This is a genomic window from Hafnia sp. HMSC23F03, from assembly GCF_001816025.1.
Classification (GTDB): domain Bacteria; phylum Pseudomonadota; class Gammaproteobacteria; order Enterobacterales; family Enterobacteriaceae; genus Hafnia; species Hafnia paralvei.
Genome location: NZ_KV824234.1, coordinates 12,021 through 33,733 on the forward strand (window position 1 = coordinate 12,021; position 21,713 = coordinate 33,733).

The 21,713-nt window shown below is 48.8% G+C and carries 22 protein-coding genes and 1 other annotated feature; of the genes, 21 read left to right on the top strand and 1 reads right to left on the bottom strand.

Annotated features, from left to right (window positions below):
- The first annotated feature begins 515 nt into the window (after positions 1–515).
- From thrS to arnF, 18 genes are all read left to right on the top strand, one after another.
- Positions 516–2,453: a threonine--tRNA ligase gene (gene thrS / locus HMPREF3091_RS16650; RefSeq protein ID WP_004089953.1), complete on the top strand. Its 1,938-nt coding sequence runs from the start codon at positions 516–518 to the stop codon at positions 2,451–2,453.
- Positions 2,449–2,991 (top strand): translation initiation factor IF-3, encoded by a 543-nt coding sequence (infC, locus tag HMPREF3091_RS16655; protein WP_025801265.1) that lies wholly within the window; start codon positions 2,449–2,451, stop codon positions 2,989–2,991. The genes thrS and infC overlap by 5 nt, the downstream gene beginning before the upstream one ends.
- 98 nt (positions 2,992–3,089) lie before the next feature.
- The gene (gene rpmI, locus HMPREF3091_RS16660; RefSeq protein ID WP_004089951.1) at positions 3,090–3,287 is read left to right on the top strand and encodes a 50S ribosomal protein L35; all 198 of its coding nucleotides are present in this window, start codon (positions 3,090–3,092) and stop codon (positions 3,285–3,287) included.
- A 42-nt stretch (positions 3,288–3,329) separates the two neighbouring features.
- Positions 3,330–3,686, top strand: a complete 357-nt coding sequence (gene rplT / locus HMPREF3091_RS16665) for a 50S ribosomal protein L20 (protein WP_004089950.1) — start codon at positions 3,330–3,332, stop codon at positions 3,684–3,686.
- A gap of 293 nt (positions 3,687–3,979) precedes the next feature.
- Positions 3,980–4,104, top strand: a sequence feature (Phe leader region).
- Entirely contained in the window at positions 3,985–4,029 is a 45-nt protein-coding gene (gene pheM, locus HMPREF3091_RS22525; RefSeq protein ID WP_123912837.1) for a pheST operon leader peptide PheM, read from the top strand. It overlaps the preceding feature by 45 nt.
- A gap of 215 nt (positions 4,105–4,319) precedes the next feature.
- Positions 4,320–5,303 carry a phenylalanine--tRNA ligase subunit alpha gene (gene pheS / locus HMPREF3091_RS16670; protein ID WP_004089948.1) on the top strand — a complete coding sequence of 328 codons (984 nt, stop codon included), beginning with the start codon at positions 4,320–4,322 and terminating at the stop codon, positions 5,301–5,303.
- A 14-nt stretch (positions 5,304–5,317) separates the two neighbouring features.
- Positions 5,318–7,705 carry a phenylalanine--tRNA ligase subunit beta gene (gene pheT / locus HMPREF3091_RS16675; protein ID WP_070717246.1) on the top strand — a complete coding sequence of 796 codons (2,388 nt, stop codon included), beginning with the start codon at positions 5,318–5,320 and terminating at the stop codon, positions 7,703–7,705.
- A gap of 4 nt (positions 7,706–7,709) precedes the next feature.
- Positions 7,710–8,006 (top strand): integration host factor subunit alpha, encoded by a 297-nt coding sequence (gene ihfA, locus HMPREF3091_RS16680; RefSeq protein ID WP_004089944.1) that lies wholly within the window; start codon positions 7,710–7,712, stop codon positions 8,004–8,006.
- A gap of 82 nt (positions 8,007–8,088) precedes the next feature.
- The gene (gene dsrB / locus HMPREF3091_RS16685) at positions 8,089–8,286 is read left to right on the top strand and encodes a protein DsrB (RefSeq protein WP_070717249.1); all 198 of its coding nucleotides are present in this window, start codon (positions 8,089–8,091) and stop codon (positions 8,284–8,286) included.
- Positions 8,287–8,336: 50 nt separating this feature from the next.
- Entirely contained in the window at positions 8,337–9,347 is a 1,011-nt protein-coding gene (gene btuC / locus HMPREF3091_RS16690) for a vitamin B12 ABC transporter permease BtuC (protein ID WP_070717666.1), read from the top strand.
- Positions 9,348–9,356: 9 nt separating this feature from the next.
- Positions 9,357–10,127 (top strand): vitamin B12 ABC transporter ATP-binding protein BtuD, encoded by a 771-nt coding sequence (gene btuD / locus HMPREF3091_RS16695; protein ID WP_070717668.1) that lies wholly within the window; start codon positions 9,357–9,359, stop codon positions 10,125–10,127.
- 282 nt (positions 10,128–10,409) lie between these two features.
- Positions 10,410–11,558: a UDP-4-amino-4-deoxy-L-arabinose aminotransferase gene (arnB, locus tag HMPREF3091_RS16700; protein WP_070717253.1), complete on the top strand. Its 1,149-nt coding sequence runs from the start codon at positions 10,410–10,412 to the stop codon at positions 11,556–11,558.
- Positions 11,551–12,567 (top strand): undecaprenyl-phosphate 4-deoxy-4-formamido-L-arabinose transferase, encoded by a 1,017-nt coding sequence (gene arnC / locus HMPREF3091_RS16705; protein ID WP_004089925.1) that lies wholly within the window; start codon positions 11,551–11,553, stop codon positions 12,565–12,567. Before arnB ends, arnC begins: the two co-directional genes overlap by 8 nt.
- A complete protein-coding gene (gene arnA, locus HMPREF3091_RS16710) occupies positions 12,567–14,549 on the top strand; it encodes a bifunctional UDP-4-amino-4-deoxy-L-arabinose formyltransferase/UDP-glucuronic acid oxidase ArnA (protein ID WP_004089923.1) in 1,983 nt (660 codons plus the stop codon). The genes arnC and arnA overlap by 1 nt, the downstream gene beginning before the upstream one ends.
- Positions 14,546–15,466, top strand: coding sequence for a 4-deoxy-4-formamido-L-arabinose-phosphoundecaprenol deformylase (arnD, locus tag HMPREF3091_RS16715; protein WP_070717256.1), 921 nt, complete (start codon positions 14,546–14,548; stop codon positions 15,464–15,466). The genes arnA and arnD overlap by 4 nt, the downstream gene beginning before the upstream one ends.
- Positions 15,463–17,112, top strand: a complete 1,650-nt coding sequence (arnT, locus tag HMPREF3091_RS16720; protein ID WP_004089918.1) for a lipid IV(A) 4-amino-4-deoxy-L-arabinosyltransferase — start codon at positions 15,463–15,465, stop codon at positions 17,110–17,112. The genes arnD and arnT overlap by 4 nt, the downstream gene beginning before the upstream one ends.
- Entirely contained in the window at positions 17,109–17,453 is a 345-nt protein-coding gene (gene arnE / locus HMPREF3091_RS16725; protein WP_004089915.1) for a 4-amino-4-deoxy-L-arabinose-phosphoundecaprenol flippase subunit ArnE, read from the top strand. Before arnT ends, arnE begins: the two co-directional genes overlap by 4 nt.
- Positions 17,453–17,848, top strand: coding sequence for a 4-amino-4-deoxy-L-arabinose-phosphoundecaprenol flippase subunit ArnF (gene arnF / locus HMPREF3091_RS16730; RefSeq protein WP_004089913.1), 396 nt, complete (start codon positions 17,453–17,455; stop codon positions 17,846–17,848). Before arnE ends, arnF begins: the two co-directional genes overlap by 1 nt.
- Positions 17,849–17,894: 46 nt before the next feature.
- Here arnF and HMPREF3091_RS16735 read toward each other — a convergent pair whose 3' ends face one another.
- Entirely contained in the window at positions 17,895–18,158 is a 264-nt protein-coding gene (locus HMPREF3091_RS16735; RefSeq protein WP_004089905.1) for a YjbD family protein, read from the bottom strand.
- Positions 18,159–18,384: 226 nt separating this feature from the next.
- Between HMPREF3091_RS16735 and HMPREF3091_RS16740 the strand changes: the two genes are divergently transcribed.
- The 3 genes from HMPREF3091_RS16740 to HMPREF3091_RS16750 all read left to right on the top strand — a co-directional run bounded on the left by HMPREF3091_RS16740 (position 18,385) and on the right by HMPREF3091_RS16750 (position 21,622).
- Complete coding sequence (locus tag HMPREF3091_RS16740; protein ID WP_004089898.1) at positions 18,385–18,849, top strand: NlpC/P60 family protein; 465 nt, start codon at positions 18,385–18,387, stop codon at positions 18,847–18,849.
- A 224-nt stretch (positions 18,850–19,073) separates the two neighbouring features.
- The gene (locus HMPREF3091_RS16745) at positions 19,074–20,090 is read left to right on the top strand and encodes a lipoate--protein ligase (protein WP_070717260.1); all 1,017 of its coding nucleotides are present in this window, start codon (positions 19,074–19,076) and stop codon (positions 20,088–20,090) included.
- A gap of 89 nt (positions 20,091–20,179) precedes the next feature.
- Positions 20,180–21,622 (top strand): protein adenylyltransferase SelO, encoded by a 1,443-nt coding sequence (locus tag HMPREF3091_RS16750; RefSeq protein WP_070717263.1) that lies wholly within the window; start codon positions 20,180–20,182, stop codon positions 21,620–21,622.
- Positions 21,623–21,713: the final 91 nt, after the last annotated feature.

The window sequence follows — 21,713 nt, forward strand, 5'->3', positions numbered from 1 at the left end:
GGCATTTTTATTTGTATTGCTTCAGGCTAACTAAATTTCAACGCAATGACGCGTCGTCTAAGTCCACTTATTCACTATGTGTTATTAGTATTGTCGGGGCATAATTATGCACGGGATGGTTTGACTGCGCGAAAAGAACAAACCTAGAGCAACCTAGAGGGGATGAGGGAAATCAGCCTGAAATACGGAGTGAACCTAAGCTGTGATCTATTTGAAAAATTTGGAAATATCCTTCCTCTAACCGTGCATTATTTGATCTAGCGTAACTTTCCGTGAGGGCAGAGCGGGTAAGAATCGTTGGGTAGTCGTGTTTTTGTTTAACCCATTCTCTGTGGGTGTTAATATTGACGGCTGTGGGTGTGAGTATTCAGCAGTGCATGTGTTTTGTGTATCTGCCTGCGTACAGATCTTGCAAAGTACAGCAGGATGGCGCTCATAAATCGATGATTTTAAATACAAATTGTTTTCTATATGTGGCCTGTCGTGTGGGTCACCACTGTAGATAAGGAATATAAATGCCTGTTATTACACTTCCTGACGGTAGTCAGCGCCAGTTCGACAAGCCTGTATCCGTAATGGATATTGCCATGGATATCGGACCTGGCTTGGCGAAAGCCTGCATTGCGGGGCGCGTAAACGGTGAGTTGGTTGATGCCTGCGATCCCATTACTGCCGACGCCAATGTTTCCATCATTACCGCAAAAGATCAGGAAGGGTTGGAAATTATCCGCCATTCCTGCGCACATCTCTTGGGTCATGCCATCAAACAGCTGTGGCCAAATACCAAAATGGCAATTGGCCCAGTCATCGACAATGGTTTCTACTATGACGTCGATCTTGATCACACCCTGACGCAGGAAGATCTTGAGCTGCTCGACAAGCGTATGCACGAGCTGGCAGATAAAGATTATGACGTTATTAAGAAAAAAGTGAGCTGGCAAGAAGCCCGCGACACTTTTGAAGCGCGTCAAGAACCGTACAAAGTGGCGATTCTGGATGAGAACATCAGTCATGATGATCAACCAGGGCTGTATCACCACGAAGAATACGTCGACATGTGCCGTGGTCCGCACGTGCCGAATATGCGTTTCTGCCATCATTTCAAACTGCAGAAGTCGTCTGGCGCTTATTGGCGTGGCGATAGCAACAACACCGTTTTACAGCGTATCTACGGCACCGCGTGGGCAGATAAAAAACAGCTCAATGCCTATCTGCAGCGTCTGGAAGAAGCCGCAAAACGTGACCACCGTAAGATCGGTAAGCAACTCGACCTGTATCATATGCAGGAAGAAGCTCCGGGTATGGTGTTCTGGCATAACGATGGTTGGACCATCTTCCGCGAGTTGGAAGCGTTCGTACGCGTTAAGCTGAAAGAATATGACTATCAGGAAGTGAAAGGTCCGTTCATGATGGACCGAGTGCTGTGGGAGAAAACGGGGCACTGGGAGAACTATAAAGATGCCATGTTCACCACGTCCTCAGAAAACCGCGAGTACTGTATCAAACCAATGAACTGCCCAGGGCACGTTCAGATCTTTAATCAGGGTTTGAAATCTTACCGTGATTTGCCGCTGCGTATGGGTGAATTTGGTAGCTGCCATCGTAATGAACCATCGGGTTCCCTGCATGGTCTGATGCGCGTGCGTGGCTTCACTCAGGATGATGCGCATATTTTCTGTACTGAAGAGCAGATCCGCGACGAAGTTAACAGCTGTATCAAGATGGTATACGACATGTATAGCATCTTCGGCTTTGAAAAAATCGTGGTGAAACTGTCGACCCGTCCAGAAAAACGTATCGGTAGTGATGAAATCTGGGATCGTGCAGAAGAAGACTTGGCCGAAGCGCTGAAAGAAAACGGTATTCCGTTTGAATATCAGCCGGGTGAGGGGGCCTTCTACGGACCTAAGATTGAGTTTACTCTGCATGACTGTTTGGATCGTGCATGGCAATGTGGTACTGTGCAGCTCGACTTCTCGTTACCGGGACGTTTGAACGCATCTTATGTCGGTGAAAACAACGAACGTTTAGTTCCTGTGATGATTCACCGTGCTATTCTGGGTTCAATGGAACGCTTCATCGGTATTCTGACTGAAGAGTATGCTGGGTTCTATCCAACTTGGCTGGCACCAGTACAGGTACAGGTGATGAATATCACCGATGCACAGGCTGATTATGTCGACGAATTGACCAAAAAGCTGCAAGCTGCTGGTATTCGTGCTAAATCAGACTTGAGAAACGAGAAGATAGGCTTTAAAATCCGCGAACACACTTTACGTCGTGTCCCATACATGTTGGTTTGTGGCGACAAAGAGGTCGAATCTGGCAAAGTAGCCGTTCGTACCCGCCGCGGCAAAGACTTGGGAACCATGGACGTAAATGAAGTGATCGAAAAGCTGCAAAAAGAGATTCGCAGCCGTAGTCTTCACCAATTAGAGGAATCGAGTTATTAAAGGCGGAAAAAGAGTTCAACCGGCGCGTCCTAATCGCATCAACAGAGAAATTCGCGCCCAAGAGGTTCGCTTAACAGGCGTTGATGGCGAGCAGATTGGTATTGTCAGTCTGAATGAAGCTTTGGAAAAGGCTGAGGAAGCAGGTGTTGATTTAGTAGAAATCAGCCCAAATGCCGAGCCGCCAGTTTGCCGAATCATGGATTACGGCAAATTCCTCTATGAGAAGAGTAAGGCGACCAAAGAACAGAAGAAGAAGCAAAAGATTGTTCAGGTTAAGGAAATCAAATTCCGACCTGGAACCGACGATGGCGACTACCAGGTAAAACTCCGCAGCCTGGTTCGCTTTCTGGAAGATGGCGATAAAGCCAAAATCACTCTGCGTTTCCGTGGACGTGAAATGGCGCACCAACAGATCGGTATGGAAGTGCTTAACCGCGTGAAAGAAGATCTGAGTGAACTGGCAGTAGTCGAATCCTTCCCTACGAAGATCGAAGGCCGCCAGATGATCATGGTGCTCGCACCCAAGAAGAAACAGTAAGGCTCTCAAGTAATATTGCCAGCGACGAATTTCGGTTCGTTGCTGGCGTTATTCGCCTCACTGATTCATGTAATTAACAATGCGAAGTGGAAATCGAAATGCCAAAGATTAAAACTGTGCGTGGCGCTGCTAAGCGCTTCAAAAAAACCGCCGGTGGTGGTTTTAAGCGTAAACATGCTAACCTGCGTCATATTTTGACCAAAAAATCTACTAAGCGTAAGCGTCATCTGCGTCCAAAAGGTCAGGTTTCCAAAGGGGATCTGGGCTTAGTCGTAGCGTGCCTGCCGTACGCATAAGTAACCATTTTTTGAATCAAGATTAAGACTTAAGGAGAGCATATGGCTCGCGTAAAACGTGGTGTAATTGCACGCGCACGTCACAAGAAAGTAATGAAGCAAGCGAAAGGCTACTACGGTGCCCGTTCGCGCGTATATCGTGTTGCCTTCCAGGCAGTAATCAAAGCAGGTCAGTACGCTTACCGTGACCGTCGTCAACGTAAACGTCAGTTCCGTCAGCTGTGGATTGCACGTATCAACGCTGCTGCACGTCAGAACGGTATCTCTTACAGCCGTTTCATCAATGGTCTGAAAAAGGCTTCTGTTGAAATCGACCGTAAGATCCTGGCTGACATCGCTGTATTCGACAAAGTAGCATTTGCTGCTCTGGTAGAAAAAGCGAAATCTGCTCTGGCGTAAGCGAGTAGTAGATAATCGAAGAAGAGAGCCTTTAGTGCTCTCTTTTTTCGTTTATATCTCTAGGTCGCTCGGAATGTTAAGAGCCGTATGGCGAAAAAAGATAGCTGCTTTGGTATTACCACTAGCAGGTATGGTAGTAGCAGGTGAGTCGAAACATCGATGTGTACTGAAGTGTGAGTACTATTTTTCGGTAAAGTGGCGTGTAACGAGCATAGTCTATTGACTTTGCACTGTTTTACGCTTTCAATAGCCTTGCTATCACGTGGATTAATTGGTTTAATATAAAGGTAACGCAAGCATGCACGCTGCTATTTTCCGTTTCTTTTTTTACTTTAGCACCTGAGTTCAGGAGGCTTTGCGCGTAAGAGAAGAAACGAAAAGTAGCGCAGAAAGCCTCCCTCGTGGAGGCTTTTTTTTTTGCTTTAACATGATTTACCGCTTCAGGTTTATTCATGAGCATACTAAGAAGATCGGTACCCCCAACGATTGAAGTTGCGCCAGGGCAGCTTTAAACATGAAGGGTATATACCCTGAGCATTTGAAGTGGCGGTTTCTATAGCAGCAACTTCAAGTGCAAAGGTGAAACTCTCACATCGACAATCGAGCCTAACGGGCTGGAAGAAGAGGAAAGCAATGCCACATCTCGCAGAGTTGGTTGCCCAAGCAAAGGCAGCCGTAGAGAATGCTCAGGATATTGCCACGCTGGATAATGTGCGTGTTGAATATCTGGGTAAGAAAGGCCATTTAACGCTGCAGATGACGTCACTGCGCGAACTACCAGCAGAAGAGCGTCCCGCTGCGGGCGCTGTGATTAACCAGGCTAAACAGGAAGTTCAGGAAGCGCTGAATGCCCGTAAATCAGATCTGGAATCAGCAGCGCTAAATGCACGTCTGGCCCAAGAGACTATCGATGTTTCTATGCCTGGACGCCGCATGGAAAACGGTGGCCTGCATCCTGTCACTCGCACTATCGAACGCATTGAAACCTTCTTTGGTGAACTGGGCTTTGCCGTTGAAACTGGTCCAGAGATCGAAGATGACTATCATAACTTTGATGCGCTGAACATTCCTGCTCACCATCCGGCACGCGCTGACCACGATACTTTCTGGTTTGACGCTACGCGTTTGCTACGTACTCAAACCTCAGGCGTGCAGATCCGCACCATGAAAGAGCAGCAGCCGCCAATTCGTATCATTGCGCCGGGCCGCGTATATCGTAACGACTACGATCAGACTCATACGCCAATGTTTCATCAGATGGAAGGCCTGATTGTTGATAAAGACATCAGCTTCACTAATCTGAAAGGTACGCTGCACGACTTCCTGAATAACTTTTTCGAAGAAGATCTGCAGATCCGTTTCCGTCCTTCTTATTTCCCATTCACCGAGCCTTCCGCGGAAGTTGACGTTATGGGTAAAAACGGTAAATGGCTGGAAGTGCTTGGCTGCGGTATGGTGCATCCAAATGTGCTGCGTAACGTAGGTATCGATCCAGAAATTTACTCTGGCTTTGCATTCGGTATGGGGATGGAGCGTTTAACCATGTTGCGCTATGGCGTGACCGATCTGCGTGCATTCTTCGAAAACGATCTGCGTTTCCTAAAACAGTTTAAGTAAGGCGGGATTATCACATGAAATTCAGTGAACTCTGGTTGCGCGAGTGGGTTAATCCTGCCATTAGCAGCGAAGCATTATCAGAACAAATTACCATGGCCGGTCTGGAAGTGGACGGCGTAGAACCGGTAGCCGGTGAATTCAACGGCGTGTTCGTCGGTGAAGTCGTAGAGTGCGGCCAGCATCCAAATGCAGATAAACTGCGCGTGACGAAGGTTAACGTTGGCGGTGAGCGTCTTCTCGATATCGTGTGCGGTGCGCCGAACTGCCGTAAAGGCCTGAAAGTTGCCGTGGCAACCATCGGTGCGGTACTGCCGGGCGACTTTAAAATTAAAGCCGCTAAACTTCGCGGTGAACCTTCCGAGGGGATGCTGTGCTCATTCTCTGAGCTGGGTATTTCCGAAGATCATGATGGCATCATTGAATTGCCAGCAGATGCGCCGATCGGTACTGATATTCGCGAATATCTACAGTTGAACGACAGCACCATTGAAATCAGCGTAACGCCGAACCGCGCCGACTGCTTAGGGATTATCGGTGTGGCTCGTGATGTTGCTGTACTTAACAAGTTGGCGTTGAACGAGCCTGCTATGGACGCAGTTCCTGCGGCTATTCATGATACTTTCCCAATTACTGTCGAATCACCTGAAGCTTGCCCACGCTATTTAGGGCGCGTAGTGAAGGGGATCAACGTAAAAGCGGCGACGCCATTGTGGATGCGTGAAAAACTGCGTCGCTGTGGTATCCGTTCTATCGATCCTGTGGTTGATGTGACCAACTATGTTCTGCTAGAGCTGGGTCAGCCAATGCATGCGTTCGACTTGAACCGCCTTGAAGGCGGTATCGTTGTGCGTATGGCGAAAGAGGGCGAGAAGCTGACGCTGCTGGACGGTAACGAAGCAACATTATCGTCAGACACCTTAGTGATTGCCGATCAGCAAAAAGCGCTGGCCATGGGCGGTATTTTCGGCGGCGAACATTCTGGCGTGAATGCCGAAACTCAAGACGTGCTGCTGGAATGTGCTTACTTCAATCCACTGTCTATCACCGGCCGTGCACGCCGTCAGGGGCTGCATACTGATGCGTCTCACCGCTATGAGCGCGGCGTTGATCCTGCTCTACAGGCTAAGGCAATGGAGCGCGCTACTCGTCTACTGCTCGATATCTGTGGTGGTCATGCCGGTCCGGTGATTGATGTGACCAATGAAGCCTCCTTGCCAAAACGTGCCACAATCACGCTACGTCGTGAAAAACTGGATCGTTTAATTGGTCATCACGTTGCTGATGCACAGGTCACCGATATTCTGGAACGCCTTGGCTGCAAAGTCAGCTTTGCTAATAATACATGGCAGGCTGTTGCGCCAAGCTGGCGTTTCGATATGGAAATCGAAGAAGATCTGGTGGAAGAAGTTGCCCGTGTATACGGCTACAACAATATTCCAGACGTACCTGTAAAAGCCGATCTGATTATGACTTCACATCGTGAAGCTAATCTGCCGCTCAAGCGTGTGAAAACGATGCTGGTCGATCGCGGCTATCAGGAAGCGATCACTTACAGCTTCGTTGATCCTAAGATTCAGGCTCTGCTTCACCCCTCTGAAGAGTCGTTGATTCTGCCAAGCCCAATCTCGGTTGAGATGTCGGCGATGCGTCTGTCTCTGTGGAGCGGTTTGCTGTCTGCGGTGGTGTACAACCAGAATCGCCAGCAATCACGTGTACGTTTGTTTGAAACGGGGCTACGCTTTGTTCCTGATACTGCTGCTAATCTGGGTATCCGTCAGGATGTCATGCTGGCTGGCGTTATTGCAGGTAACCGTTACGAAGAGCATTGGAATCTGGAGCGTCAGGTTGTCGATTTCTACGATCTGAAAGGTGATTTAGAAGCCATTCTAGATTTGACCGGCAAACTGGATGACGTCCAATTTAAAGCAGAAACGAACCCTGCTTTACATCCTGGACAGAGTGCGGCAATTTATTTAGCAGGCAAACGTGTTGGTTTCATTGGCGTTGTTCATCCTGATCTGGAACGTAAACTGGATCTGAATGGTCGCACCGTAGTATTTGAAATCGAGTGGGAAGCCCTTGCAGAGCGCCGTATTCCGCAGGCTCGCGAGATTTCACGCTATCCAGCAAACCGCCGAGATATCGCTGTTGTGGTGGCTGAAAATGTCCCTGCAGAAGATATTTTGGCAGAGTGTAAGAAAGTTGGCGTAAATCAGGTAGTTGGCGTAAACTTGTTTGACGTGTACCGTGGTAAGGGTGTTGCCGAGGGTTATAAGAGCCTCGCTATCAGTCTGGTATTGCAAGATACCACCCGTACACTGGAAGAAGAGGAGATTGCCGCTACCGTCGCAAAATGTGTAGAGGCATTAAAACAGCGATTCCAAGCATCCTTGAGGGATTGAACCTATGGCGCTTACTAAAGCTGAAATGTCTGAACACCTGTTTGAGAAGCTTGGGCTTAGCAAACGGGATGCCAAAGACCTCGTAGAAATATTTTTCGAAGAGGTTCGCCGTGCTCTGGAAAATGGCGAGCAGGTTAAGTTATCCGGTTTCGGTAACTTCGATCTGCGCGACAAAAACCAGAGGCCGGGACGTAACCCGAAAACCGGGGAAGATATCCCGATTACGGCGCGCCGTGTTGTTACTTTCCGTCCGGGGCAGAAGCTCAAGAGCCGGGTCGAGAACGCGACACCGAAAGAGTAATACGCAAGACAAAAAGGCCGCCTGCGGGTGGCCTTTTTCTTATCCTAACTTCCATCATTCTGATGTGAGAGATAATTAGCCGATGAAAGTCAACGATCTGGTCAGTGTAAAAACGGATGGCGGACCGCGCCGCATGGGTAAAATTATTGAAGTGGAAGAGTTCAGCGAAGGCATCATGTATCTGGTGACGCTAGATAATTATCCGAATGGTGTGTGGTTCTTCAATGAGATCGACAGCCACGATGGCACTTTTGTTGAGCCTTATCACGGCGATGAGTAATCGCATTTCTATGCTGCATCATGCCCAATCGTTCTATGCAAAATTCTGACATGCCGATGCTGTCTCATTTCTCTTTATTACAGCAGCGCCAACAGGCGCGCGATCGTAGCCGATTGCGCATTTTGGCGTTGTTCCTGTTGCTGGCGGTCATTGTCAGCCTGTGTGCAGGCGATCTTTGGCTATGGCCTACGCAGTGGTTTAGTGAAAGTGCCAAACTCTTTGTTTGGCAAATAAGGCTACCACGCGTCATCGCGGTGATGGCGGTCGGTGCATCACTTGCTGTCGCTGGGGCTGTCATGCAGGCGCTATTCGATAATCCACTTGCGGAGCCTGGGCTGTTGGGCGTATCCAACGGTGCAGGCGTCGCTTTGGTCTTAGCCGTGCTGCTAGGCCAGAGCTTGCTGCCGGTCTGGGTGCTGAGCACATGTGCCATATTGGGAGCGCTGGCAATTACCGCCATCCTCATGTTGTTCGCCCATCGTCGATATTTAACGAATTCTCGTCTATTGCTGATTGGCGTAGCGCTGGGGATTGCCTGTAGCGCAGTGATGACTTGGGCGGTGTATTTCAGTTCAAGTCTGGATTTACGCCAGTTAATGTATTGGCTGATGGGCGGTTTCAGCGGGATTGATTGGAGACAAAAATGGTTGGTGCTGGCATTAGTACCGATTTTTTTGTGGCTGTTGCGTCAAGGGAAAGTATTAAACCTCATGTCGTTAGGGGATATTCAAGCACGGCAGCTAGGACTTTCCCTCGTGGTATGGCGCAATTTGCTGGTCGTGGCGATTGGTTGGCTGGTCGGCGTTAGCGTAGCATTGGCAGGGGTCATTGGTTTTATTGGCTTAGTCGTTCCGCATATGCTGCGGCTGATGGGGATCACCGACCACCGAGCGCTTTTACCTGCCTGTGCGTTGGGTGGGGCGGGCGTTTTATTGCTGGCCGACGTTGTTGCCCGCGTCGCCTTGTTCTCGGCCGAATTACCGATCGGTGTTGTGACCTCTTCGTTAGGGGCTCCGGTGTTTATCTGGATGCTGCTGCGACCGTTGAATAGCAAAGAGTAAATGATAAGCATGAGCGCTAAGCAACTTACCCTACACAATGTCTCCGTTGGAATGCGTTTATTGCCCTTCAGTGCTCAGGTCGAGCGCGGGGCGCTCATTCATATCATTGGGCCAAACGGTGCGGGCAAAAGCACGCTACTCGCGCGTATCGCGGGAATTTTGCCAGGAGAAGGCAGGGTGATGCTTAACCAGCAGAATCTCGACGCCTTAACCCCAACTGAGCTAGCGCGTTGTCGTGGCTATTTACACCAGCAACAGCAGCCAAGTGCATTGATGCCCGTTTTCCAATATCTTGCTCTTCATCAGCCCGCCGGGTGTGATCTTGCTCTGGCTGATAGCGTGGTAGGCGATTTGGCTGCGTCATTGGCGCTGGGTGACAAACTTTCACGTCCACTAACCCAGCTATCTGGCGGTGAATGGCAGCGTGTACGTATCGCGGCTATTTGCCTGCAAGTATGGCCAGCGCTAAACCCTCAGGCTTCTCTACTCTTGTTAGATGAACCGATGAATAGTTTGGATATCAGTCAGCAGGCGGCGGTCGATCAAATACTTCACCAGCTTACCGACGCAGGGATCAGTGTCATCGTCAGCGCGCACGATCTTAATCATACGCAGTTGCATGCCCATCAGGTTTGGATGCTGCGCGCCGGTGTCATGCAAGACCAAGGGCCGACTGCCGAGGTGATGACCGTAAAAAGCCTATCCAAACTTTATGGAATTAATTTTCGAGAGTTAGAAAGTGAAGGGCAGCGTTGGTTTATCTACCAGAATCACATTTGATATAGATAATAAATAATAAGCATGGAAAGCAATAAGCCTAATATTTAATAAACGGTATCCTCAAATTTCTGTGCTATTTCACTTAAATCAATATTCCCTCAACCAAATTCGTACTTTCTTGTGTACATCCGCTATGTTTAGTCTGCGTTTATCTTAATGTTAATCTAAGCTTTTATACTTATTATCGAATTTAGATAATCGCTAAAACACATTGATTATGTAGTCACTTGGGTCGACTGTTTCGAGTCAAATCCTCTGCATAGAAAAATTGTAAGGTAACGGATGAAAGAGTTTCTCCCATTTTCAGTCCCCTCAATGGGGGAGGATGAAATCGCTGCAGTTGCTGAAGTATTACGTTCAGGTTGGATTACTACAGGGCCTAAATGCCAGCAGTTAGAATCGGCCTTTAGTCAGTATGTTGGCGCTAAACATGCGATTGCGGTTAGCTCTGCGACGGGCGGTATGCATGTCACCTTAATGGCGCTGGGTATCGGTGCTGGCGACGAAGTCATTACTCCTTCGCAAACGTGGGTCTCTACGCTCAATATTATTACCTTGCTAGGCGCAGAGCCGGTGATGATCGACGTTGACCGCGATACGCTAATGGTTCAACCCGCCGAAGTTGAAGCGGCTATCACGCCGAAAACGAAGGCCATTATACCGGTGCATTACGCTGGCGCTCCCGCTGATTTGACCGCGCTACGTGAAATTGCCACTCGCCATAATATTCCATTAATTGAAGATGCTGCGCATGCGGTAGGTACTCGTTTTGGCGATCGCATGGTGGGCGCGCAAGGAACCGCCATTTTCTCCTTCCATGCCATCAAAAATATGACCTGTGCTGAAGGTGGCATGGTTGTGACTGATGACGATGAGCTGGCAGATAAAGTTCGCTGCTTCAAGTTTCACGGTCTGGCTGTTGATGCCTTCGATCGTCAAGCGTTGGGGCGTAAGCCACAGGCTGAAGTCGTTGTGCCTGGCTACAAATATAATCTGGCTGATATTAATGCGGCAATCGCCTTGGTTCAGTTGGAAAAATTACCGGCTATGAATGCGCGTCGTCAGCAATTAGTTGCACGCTATCTGCAAGCACTTCAAGGTTCACCATTGTTGCCGCTTAAGGTTCCCGCTTATCCACATCAGCATGCATGGCATCTCTTCATGGTACGTGTTGATGAATCTCTGTGTGGTATCGACCGCAACACGATGATGGAGAAGCTAAAAGAACACGGTATTGGCACCGGACTGCATTTCCGCGCCGCACATACGCAAAAATATTATCGTGAAAAGTATCCCGATCTTAGTTTGCCAAACACCGAATGGAACTCGGCAAGTCTTATGACCCTTCCTCTGTTTCCAGATATGCAAGATAGCGACGTCGATCGCGTAGTGAAGGCATTGTCTGACATTTTGGAGTCACGCTGTGAGTAATAATGAAGTGATTAAAAATGAGGCTGACGAAATAAAGAAAGTATCTATCGTCATTCCTGTTTTTAACGAGCAAGAAAGTTTACCCATATTAATTAAGCGGACTCATGCCGCGTGTGAACTGTTAAATAAACCGTATGAAATTATTTTAATTGACGACGGTAGCCATGATGACTCTGCTGAAATATTGACTCGGGCAGCTGAAATTCCAGAAAACCACATCGTTGCTGTGTTATTAAACCGCAATTATGGCCAGCATTCGGCCATTATGGCTGGCTTTAATCAGGTTTCTGGCGATCTTATCATTACTCTTGATGCTGATTTACAGAATCCACCGGAAGAAATTCCGCGTTTAGTGGCAACGGCGGAGCAGGGCTATGACGTTGTTGGTACCGTGCGTGCCAAGCGTAAAGATACCTGGTTCCGCAAAACCGCCTCTAAGATGATCAATATGATGATTCAAAAGGCGACCGGTAAATCGATGGGTGATTACGGCTGTATGCTGCGCGCTTATCGTCGCCCGATTATTGAAGCCATGCTGCACTGTCATGAACGCAGTACGTTTATTCCCATTCTGGCCAATACCTTTGCACGCCGTACCATTGAAATCGACGTGCGCCACGATGAGCGTGAGTTTGGTGAATCAAAATACAGCTTCCTTAAGTTAATAAATCTGATGTACGACTTGGTGACGTGTTTAACCACCACCCCGTTACGTCTTCTCAGTATCGTCGGCAGCGTGATTGCCCTGTCTGGTTTCACCCTAGCGGTTTTACTGATCGCTATGCGTCTTATTTTTGGCCCGACCTGGGCGGCAGAAGGGGTATTCACGCTGTTTGCCGTGCTCTTTACCTTTATCGGTGCCCAGTTTGTCGGCTTAGGTTTATTGGGAGAGTACATCGGGCGTATCTATAACGATGTGCGTGCTCGCCCACGCTACTTTGTACAAAAAATTGTCTCCGCAGACGCGCTGAAGACACATGTCTCTGTTGAACAACAGGAAGAAGAGTAATGAAAGCCATTGTATTTGCTTACCATGATATTGGTTGTGCGGGTTTGAAAGCGCTAAAAGAAGCGGGCTATGAAATCTCAGCCGTGTTTACCCATACCGATGAGCCGGGTGAGAACCATTTTTATGGCTCGGTTGCTCGTGTTGCCGCCGAGATGGAACTGCCGGTTTACGCGCCAGACAATGTGAATCATCCATTGTGGGTTGATCGTATTAAGGCCTTAAAACCTGATGTCATTTTCTCTTTCTACTACCGTAATATGCTGAGTCAGGACATTCTGGATATTGCACCGCGTGGTAGCTGGAATTTACATGGCTCGTTGCTGCCGAAATATCGTGGTCGTGCGCCTGTAAACTGGGCTTTAGTCCACGGGGAAACTCAAACGGGTGTTACGTTGCACCAGATGACGCGTAAGGCAGACGCCGGTGATATCGCGGGGCAGTTGGCGGTCGAGATTAGCCCAGACGATACGGCGTTAACGCTACATAGTAAAATCCGTGACGCAGCGGTGGCGCTTTTAGGCCAACAGTTACCGTTGATCAAAAATGGCGATGTGAAAACAACCGCGCAGGATGAGTCTCAAGCGACCTATTTTGGCCGCCGTACCGCCGCTGATGGTTTGATAGACTGGAGCAAACCAGCATCAACCGTACATAATTTGGTTCGAGCGGTCACCGAGCCGTACCCTGGTGCGTTTAGCTATCTGGGCGATCGCAAGATTACCGTTTGGCGCAGCCGTATTGTTGAAGATAAATCAGGTAGCAGACCGGGTACTGTTCTGTCTGCCAAACCGCTCGTGATTGCCTGTGGTGAAAATGCCCTAGAGATCGTGACGGGTCAAAGCGACGCCGGTTTATATGCGCAAGGTTCGCAGTTGGCCAATGAAATGGGCATCGTGGCAAAAGTTCGTCTGTGGGATAAGCCAAATAGCCTGATTAAGCGTCGTACACGTGTATTGATTCTTGGCGTGAATGGCTTCATTGGTAACCACCTGACCGAGCGTCTGCTGCAAGATGACAACTATGACATCTATGGTCTGGATATTGGTTCAGATGCGATTGAACGCTTCATCGGCAATCCGCGTTTCCATTTCGTTGAAGGCGATATCAGCATTCACAATGAGTGGATTGAATACCACATCAAAAAATGTGATGTCATTTTGCCATTGGTGGCAATCGCAACCCCGATTGAATATACCCGTAATCCGCTGAAAGTTTTCGAATTGGACTTCGAGCAGAACCTGAAGATTGTTCGTGACTGTGTGAAATATCAAAAGCGTATCGTGTTCCCATCCACCTCAGAGGTGTATGGCATGTGCAACGATAAAGATTTTGACGAAGATACGTCTAATCTGATTGTCGGGCCAATCAACAAACAGCGTTGGATTTACTCAGTGTCTAAGCAACTGTTAGACCGTGTGATCTGGGCCTACGGCGCTAAAAATGAACTGAACTTCACGCTGTTCCGTCCGTTTAACTGGATGGGCCCGCGTTTGGATAACCTGAATGCTGCACGCATCGGTAGTTCTCGCGCCATTACTCAGCTAATCCTCAATCTGGTCGAAGGTTCACCGATTAAGCTGGTGGACGGTGGGGCGCAGAAACGTTGCTTTACCGATATTAGCGATGGTATCGAAGCGCTGTTCCGAATCATCGAAAATAAAGATGACAACTGCAATGGGCAGATCATCAATATTGGTAATCCAGATAACGAAGCCAGCATTCGTGAGCTGGGTGAAATGCTGCTGGATTGCTTTGAACGTCATCCACTGCGTTCTCATTTCCCGCCATTTGCTGGTTTCAAAGAGATTGAAAGCAGCAGCTACTACGGTAAAGGTTATCAGGACGTTGAGCATCGTAAGCCAAGCATCAGCAATGCTAAACGTCTGCTGCACTGGGAACCAACGGTAGAAATGAAACAAACCGTAGAGGAAACCTTGGATTACTTCCTGCGCACGGTCGATCTCACCGGTGAGGCACAATGAAACGAGTTGGCCTGAGAATTGATGTTGATACGTTTCGTGGTACCCGAGATGGGGTACCGCAGTTATTAACCATGCTGCAAAAGCATGAAGTCTTAGGGAGTTTTTTCTTTAGTGTCGGTCCGGACAATATGGGACGCCATTTATGGCGTCTGCTCAAGCCGCGCTTTTTGTGGAAAATGCTTCGCTCTCAGGCCGCGTCATTGTACGGATGGGATATTTTACTGGCCGGCACTTGCTGGCCAGGCAAATTAATCGGTAAACCTCATGAGCTGATTATTCGTCATACTGCGTCGTTAGGTCACGAGGTGGGTTTGCACGCTTGGGATCATCACGGTTGGCAAAAAAACGTTGGTCGTTGGTCGGATGCGCGCCTGAATCAAGAGTTTCAGCGTGGGCTGGCCGAGATGCAGCGCATTTTAGGCTATGCCGTAGAGTGTTCGGCGGTAGCTGGATGGCGAGCCGATCAGCGCGTAGTGGATATGAAGCAGTCCTATCCCATGAGGTATAACAGCGACTGCCGTGGCAGCGAGCCATTCCGTCCTCTTTTGAGTAAGGGCAAAACTGGCACGGTGCAAATTCCCGTGACGTTACCAACTTATGACGAGGCGGTAGGAACCCTGACCACCGACGCTCAGTTCAATGACTTCATCATTGATGCGATTAAAAAGGACTCTGGTACACCGGTATATACCATTCATGCCGAAGTAGAGGGGATCGTTAAGGCTGAGATGTTCGAGCAGTTGCTGATCCGTTTAAAAGCCGAAAATATTGAATTTTGCCCGCTGTCAGCGCTGTTGCCAAACGATTGGAAACAGCTCCCAACGGGACGTATCGTTCGTTCATCATTCGAAGGGCGCGAAGGCTGGTTAGGATGCCAAGCACCCGTCGCAGAAACCCCAGCGGAGACGTCTTTGTGAGAGTGATAAAAACACTGTCCGGTTTATTGTTCGCCTTGCTGTACCTGTTACCTCTTAACTGGCGCCCACTCTGGCAGCCAGATGAAACTCGATACGCAGAAATTAGTCGTGAAATGTTGGCGCGTGGTGATTGGACAGTGCCACATTTGCTAGGACTGCGATATTTTGAAAAACCCGTCGCGGGCTATTGGATTAACAATATTAGCCAATGGATATTTGGTGACAATAATTTCGCGGTGCGTTTTGGTTCGGTTTTTTGTACGGCGTTAAGCACGTTGCTGGTCTTTTGGCTGGCAATGATGATTTGGAAAAATACGCGTACCGCTATTCTGGCTGCGGTGATTTATTTCAGCATGTTCTTGGTGTATGCGGTCGGAACCTATAGCGTTCTGGATCCGATGATTACGCTATGGATGTCGGCGGCGATGGTGAGTTTTTACCTCACGCTTAAAGCAACCACAAATAAAGGTAAAATCGGCGCTTATGTCCTGTTGGGTATCGCCTGCGGCATGGGCTTTATGACCAAAGGATTTTTGGCCTTGGCTCTGCCAGTTATCAGTGTTTTACCCATTGTTATTCAGCAAAAACGCCTAAAAGAACTGTTCCTGTTTGGCCCGATAGCGGTGGTGGTTGCCGCCATTCTTAGCGCGCCATGGGCGTGGAGTATCTACCTGCGCGAGCCGGACTTCTGGAATTATTTCTTCTGGGTTGAGCATATCCAGCGTTTCGCTGAGTCCGATGCGCAACACAAAGCGCCGTTCTGGTACTATTTGCCGGTTCTGGTTGCTGGCGTGATGCCTTGGCTGGCACTGCTTCCGGGGGCGATTCGCCACGGCTGGCGCGGTCTTCATCCCGATAGATTCTTCCTGTTTAGCTGGCTGGTGATGCCGTTCCTGTTCTTTAGCATCGCGAAAGGTAAACTGCCGACTTATATTTTACCGTGTATGGCACCGCTAGCATTGCTGATGGCGCACTATGTTTCTGAACTGATTGCGCAGGGCAAATGGCGCACGCTGAAAGTGAACGCGGCGATCAATATTCTGTTCGGCGGGGTTCTGGCATTAGCCGTGATTGTGATGGCGGTGGGTAATTTCAAATCCTCGCTGTATGCCCCTGGCGAGTCGACTGAGATCGTCGTTGGCGTACTCTGCTTTATTGGCTGGGCCGTATTTGGCTGTATCGCACTGGTTAAAGGGGCGAAATACTGGCTATGGTCGGCGGCGTGTCCTCTGGTGCTCGGTCTTTTCATTGCTCAGGCGGTGCCACAGAAAATCGAAAACAGCAAAAATCCGCAGGCATTTATTGCCGATGTGATGCCACAGCTAGCGAGCAGCCGTTATGTGCTTAGCGACGAAGTGGGGATTGCGGCTGGATTAGCGTGGGAGTTAAAGCGCAGCGATATTCTGATGTTTGATTATTCGGGTGAGTTACGTTACGGCCTGAGTTATCCTGACGCCAAAGGTCATCGTATCAATAAAGACGAATTTGCTGCTTGGTTAGCTAACGCTCGTAAAGAGGGCAATGTCAGTCTGATGATTCATCTTTCGAGAGATGAGCCGTTAGATCATGAAGGTTTACCAAAAGCGGATAGCGTCGAGCAACGGGATCGTTACGTCGTGCTGTTCTACAAGAAAACCCCTCAATGAGTTATTTGTTGCTCTTGCTCGCCAGCGTATTTACGTGTGGCGGGCAACTTTGCCAAAAACAGGCGGTGGTGTGCTGGCAACAGAAACCACCGTCCTCACGTCTTCCTACCACTTTGCGCTGGTTGCTTGCGGCCTGCTGCGCACTCGGTATTGCCATGCTGCTGTGGTTGTTAGTGCTACAGCGTATGCCGCTGGGCATTGCTTATCCTATGCTGAGCATCAACTTTGTGCTGATTACGCTGTGCGCGCATTATTGGTTCGGTGAAAAAGCGAGCGCGCGTCATTGGTGTGGCGTGGCGCTGATTATGTTCGGAATTTATCTAATGAGCCGTGGATTGTAATGAGTAAGGGCTATTTCTGGGCTGCGTGCAGCATTGTGTTAGTCAGCGTTGCGCAGGTGCTAATGAAATCGGGTATGGCGGATATTCCTATTATTTCTTCTTTGAAGATGGAACCGCTGACCCTGCTGATTGCTTATGCAACGCCGTTGCTGGTCGTGAGTTTGGGTATTTTGGGCTATGTGATGTCGATGGTGTGCTGGTTCTGTGCACTGCGCTATTTACCGCTTAGCCGCGCTTATCCGCTCTTAAGCCTGAGTTATGCGTTGGTGTATCTGGCGGCGGTATGTCTACCTTGGCTGAACGAGTCCGTTAGTTGGACAAAAAATGCAGGCGTACTGGCTATTTTACTTGGGGTTTGGCTAATCAACAGCGGTAAAAAAGAGTCTTCCCACTGATGTTCGCTATCCGCAAACACCGGTGGGGTGCGGATACTAAAGGAGGTTAACGTAGGCCACGCGAGTGATTGTTTTTAGACCAGCTAAAGGTTTCATTGCTGGGTGCCACTTTCTGTTTCTTCTTCTCTGCACGCAGTTTCTTCGCTTCTTTCTCTAATTCCAACGCAATTTCATTCAGGATCTCATCTTTGATTTTATTCTGCTCTGCGTTGGTCAATGGGCGTTCTAAACTTTTTCTGGCTTGTGCTTGTTTGACTTTTACTCGCTGTAACTGGCTCTCATTGAGGTCTTTCAACGTCAGTTTTTTCATTGTGCGGCACCTTGAGTCAGATATTCTGGGTGTCAGTATTACACAGACATGCTCATTTACAGTTAATTAATACTAATATTCTAAAATTTCCGCTGACGTAGCAAAATAATCACGCTAAATTTGCATAATTCAGGGCTAGCAGGTAAATATGTCTATGATTCGTACAATTTACCAATAAATCAGCCTGACCAATTAGTGAGGCAATGAAGAGAAGCAAAGGGAAATTATGCGTCTTGGTTTTTTAGTCGTAGTGGCAAGTTTAGTTTTGGCCGGTTGTAGTCATAATGCGCCGCCGCCAAGTGGGAAGCTGTCTGATTCAATTGCTGTTGTGGCGCAGTTGAATGAACAGCTACGCCAATGGAATGGTGCGCCTTATCGCTATGGTGGATTGGAACGTAACGGCGTGGATTGTTCTGGTTTTGTCTACCGTACTTTCCGAGACCGGTTTGAGATGCAATTACCGCGTACGACCAAACAGCAAACATCCTTGGGAACCAAAGTCGATCGCGACGAGCTGATGCCGGGCGATCTGGTGTTCTTTAAAACGGGATCAGGTGAGAGTGGGTTACATGTGGGGATTTATGATACTGATGAAACCTTTATTCACGCCTCCACCAGCAAAGGTGTAACGCGTTCTTCATTGGACAATGTTTATTGGAATAAAGTCTACTGGCAAGCGAGGCGCTTATAACGCTGGCTAATCGTCCGAATACTTAATAAACGCTCTTTTATGAGCGTTTTTTTATCTCGCTCACCGGAAATAAGCTATTCCTGCCACAGTCGACGGCCTGAATGTTATGATACCCAAACTAATTCGAGTTGCATTGAGGCGGCAAGTGAGTGAGCGCGGCCAACAAAATGCAGCTTGGAGTATGACTGGCATATATTGATACAGCGATTAACCGGAATTTACGGATGACCACTTTACGTTTACTGATTTCAGACTCTTATGACCCTTGGTTTAATCTCGCGGTTGAAGAGTGTATTTTTCGCCAAATGTCACCAACGCAGCGCGTGCTATTTTTATGGCGTAATAACGATACCGTTGTCATTGGTCGAGCGCAGAATCCTTGGAAAGAGTGTAACACCCGTCGCATGAGCGAGGATGGGGTGAAGCTGGCGCGCCGAAGCAGCGGTGGTGGTGCGGTATTCCACGATCTTGGCAACACCTGCTTTACGTTTATGGCCGGTAAACCTGAATATGATAAAAGCATTTCTACCGGCATCATTCTCGATGCACTGCACAGCTTAGGGCTGACAGCGGGGGCTTCAGGCCGTAACGATCTGGTTGTGACTACCGCCGACGGTGAGCGTAAGGTTTCGGGCTCTGCCTATCGTGAAACTAAAGACCGCGGTTTTCATCATGGGACTTTGCTGCTGAACGCCGACCTGAGTCGTTTAGCCAACTATCTACATCCCGATCCGAAAAAACTGCAGGCCAAGGGGATTACGTCGGTGCGTTCCCGGGTGGCGAATTTGGTTGAGCTCATGCCAGATATCACCCATGAGAGAATTTGTGACGCTGTCACGGAATCCTTCTTTAAGCATTATGGTGAGCGGGTAGAAGCAGAGCATATTTCACCGCGCTATGAGCCCGATATGCCTAACTTCAGCGAACAGTTTCTCAAGCAAAGTAGCTGGGAGTGGAATTTCGGTCAGGCTCCCGCGTTCAATCATCAACTGGATGAGCGTTTCGTTTGGGGCGGCGTCGAATTACACTTTGACGTTGAGCGCGGGCTGATTACGCGGGCTCAAATGTTTACCGATAGCCTTAACCCTGCGCCACTTGAGGCATTAGCTGAACGTTTGCAAGGCGTTATTTATCGTAGCGAGGAGATTAGCGCCGTGGTGCAGCAGCTCGCCCAAGATTATCCCGAACAGCAAACCGAGCTCCGCGATTTGAATCAGTGGCTATTGCAGCAAGTGAAATAAACTCGCAATCTCCCTACACAGTACCGGTGTTTGTCACGGGTTATGCGCTCTACACTGTAAGCCAAGATGCAGTCAAAATAAGAGGGCGCATGACTCAGTTTATTAATAGCTACCATGACGAGCTACCGGGATTTTATACCGAACTTAAGCCTACACCGCTCAAAGATGCTCGTGTGCTCTACTACAGCCAGCCATTGGCCGCCGAGCTGGGCTTAGACGCCGAATTTTTTAGTGGTGAATCTGCGGCGGTATTGCGTGGTGAATCGCTGCTTGGAGGTATGAATCCAATAGCCCAAGTTTATAGTGGCCATCAGTTTGGCGTATGGGCAGGGCAACTGGGCGATGGTCGCGGTATTTTGCTCGGCGAGCAACAACTACCGGATGGCCGAAAATATGATTGGCATCTCAAAGGCGCAGGGCTAACGCCATATTCACGCATGGGGGATGGCCGAGCGGTTCTGCGTTCTGTTATCCGTGAGTTTTTAGCCTCTGAGGCTTTACATCATCTTGGCATTCCTAGCTCGCGGGCGCTGAGTATTGTCACCAGCCAGCAGCCCGTGTTTCGTGAGCAGCCAGAGCGCGGTGCAATGCTATTGCGTGTGGCGGAAAGCCATCTTCGCTTCGGTCATTTTGAGCATTTTTATTATCGCGAGCAGTCCGACGAGGTGAGAAAACTCGCCGATTATGCTATCCGTCACCATTGGCCACACTTGGTTGATGATAAAGATCGCTATGTCCTTTGGCTGCGAGATATTACTGAACGGACTGCGCGTATGATTGCGCTCTGGCAGTCGCAGGGTTTTGCGCATGGTGTGATGAATACCGATAATATGTCGATTCTCGGGCTGACCATCGACTTTGGCCCTTACGCATTTCTTGATGACTATCAACCCGATTTCATTTGTAACCACTCAGACTATCAAGGGCGCTACGCGTTTGATAATCAGCCTGCCGTTGCTTATTGGAACCTGCATCGGTTGGGACAGGCGCTTTCCGGTCTCATTAGCGCCGATCAGATTCGTGGCGCGCTTGATGCCTATGAACCTGCATTGATGGTCGCTTTTGGTGAGCAGATGCGCCAGAAATTAGGCTTCTTTAGTCGTCAGAATCAGGATAATGATTTACTCACTGAACTGCTCAGCTTGATGGCGAAAGAAGGGCGTGACTACACGCACACATTCCGTGCGCTGAGCGACGTTGTGTTGAGTGATAGCACTATGGCGCTACGTGATGACTTTATTGATCGTGCTGCATTTGATGCGTGGCACCAGAAATGGCGGTTACGATTGCAGCAGGATGGTGTAGACGATGCCGCTCGCCAGACTCAGATGAAAGCGGTGAACCCGAAACGGATTTTGCGTAACTATCTGGCACAGAATGCGATTGAAGCCGCAGAAAAAGACGACGTCAGTGTATTAACGCGTTTGCATCAGGGACTACAGAATCCTTACGAAGATGATGCGGCCTTCGACGATCTCAGCGCGTTGCCACCGGATTGGGGGAAGAAGCTGGAGATATCGTGTTCGAGTTGATTGATGGTTTAAGACTATTTCTCTACTAGAACGGTGAAATGCATTTTTTCAACACGGAAATGCGTCAGAACCTTTTTATGTAAAAATGGTG

Excerpts from the sequence above, each read along its gene's own strand:
- thrS (WP_004089953.1), top strand. The coding sequence starts at position 516 with ATGCCTGTTATTACACTTCCTGACGGTAGTCAGCGCCAGTTCGACAAG.
- rpmI (WP_004089951.1), top strand. The coding sequence starts at position 3,090 with ATGCCAAAGATTAAAACTGTGCGTGGCGCTGCTAAGCGCTTCAAAAAA.
- rplT (WP_004089950.1), top strand. The coding sequence starts at position 3,330 with ATGGCTCGCGTAAAACGTGGTGTAATTGCACGCGCACGTCACAAGAAA.
- pheS (WP_004089948.1), top strand. The coding sequence starts at position 4,320 with ATGCCACATCTCGCAGAGTTGGTTGCCCAAGCAAAGGCAGCCGTAGAG.
- pheT (WP_070717246.1), top strand. The coding sequence starts at position 5,318 with ATGAAATTCAGTGAACTCTGGTTGCGCGAGTGGGTTAATCCTGCCATT.
- ihfA (WP_004089944.1), top strand. The coding sequence starts at position 7,710 with ATGGCGCTTACTAAAGCTGAAATGTCTGAACACCTGTTTGAGAAGCTT.
- dsrB (WP_070717249.1), top strand. The coding sequence starts at position 8,089 with ATGAAAGTCAACGATCTGGTCAGTGTAAAAACGGATGGCGGACCGCGC.
- btuC (WP_070717666.1), top strand. The coding sequence starts at position 8,337 with ATGCCGATGCTGTCTCATTTCTCTTTATTACAGCAGCGCCAACAGGCG.
- btuD (WP_070717668.1), top strand. The coding sequence starts at position 9,357 with ATGAGCGCTAAGCAACTTACCCTACACAATGTCTCCGTTGGAATGCGT.
- arnB (WP_070717253.1), top strand. The coding sequence starts at position 10,410 with ATGAAAGAGTTTCTCCCATTTTCAGTCCCCTCAATGGGGGAGGATGAA.
- arnA (WP_004089923.1), top strand. The coding sequence starts at position 12,567 with ATGAAAGCCATTGTATTTGCTTACCATGATATTGGTTGTGCGGGTTTG.
- arnD (WP_070717256.1), top strand. The coding sequence starts at position 14,546 with ATGAAACGAGTTGGCCTGAGAATTGATGTTGATACGTTTCGTGGTACC.
- arnE (WP_004089915.1), top strand. The coding sequence starts at position 17,109 with ATGAGTTATTTGTTGCTCTTGCTCGCCAGCGTATTTACGTGTGGCGGG.
- arnF (WP_004089913.1), top strand. The coding sequence starts at position 17,453 with ATGAGTAAGGGCTATTTCTGGGCTGCGTGCAGCATTGTGTTAGTCAGC.
- HMPREF3091_RS16735 (WP_004089905.1), bottom strand. The coding sequence starts at position 18,158 with ATGAAAAAACTGACGTTGAAAGACCTCAATGAGAGCCAGTTACAGCGA.
- HMPREF3091_RS16740 (WP_004089898.1), top strand. The coding sequence starts at position 18,385 with ATGCGTCTTGGTTTTTTAGTCGTAGTGGCAAGTTTAGTTTTGGCCGGT.
- HMPREF3091_RS16745 (WP_070717260.1), top strand. The coding sequence starts at position 19,074 with ATGACCACTTTACGTTTACTGATTTCAGACTCTTATGACCCTTGGTTT.
- HMPREF3091_RS16750 (WP_070717263.1), top strand. The coding sequence starts at position 20,180 with ATGACTCAGTTTATTAATAGCTACCATGACGAGCTACCGGGATTTTAT.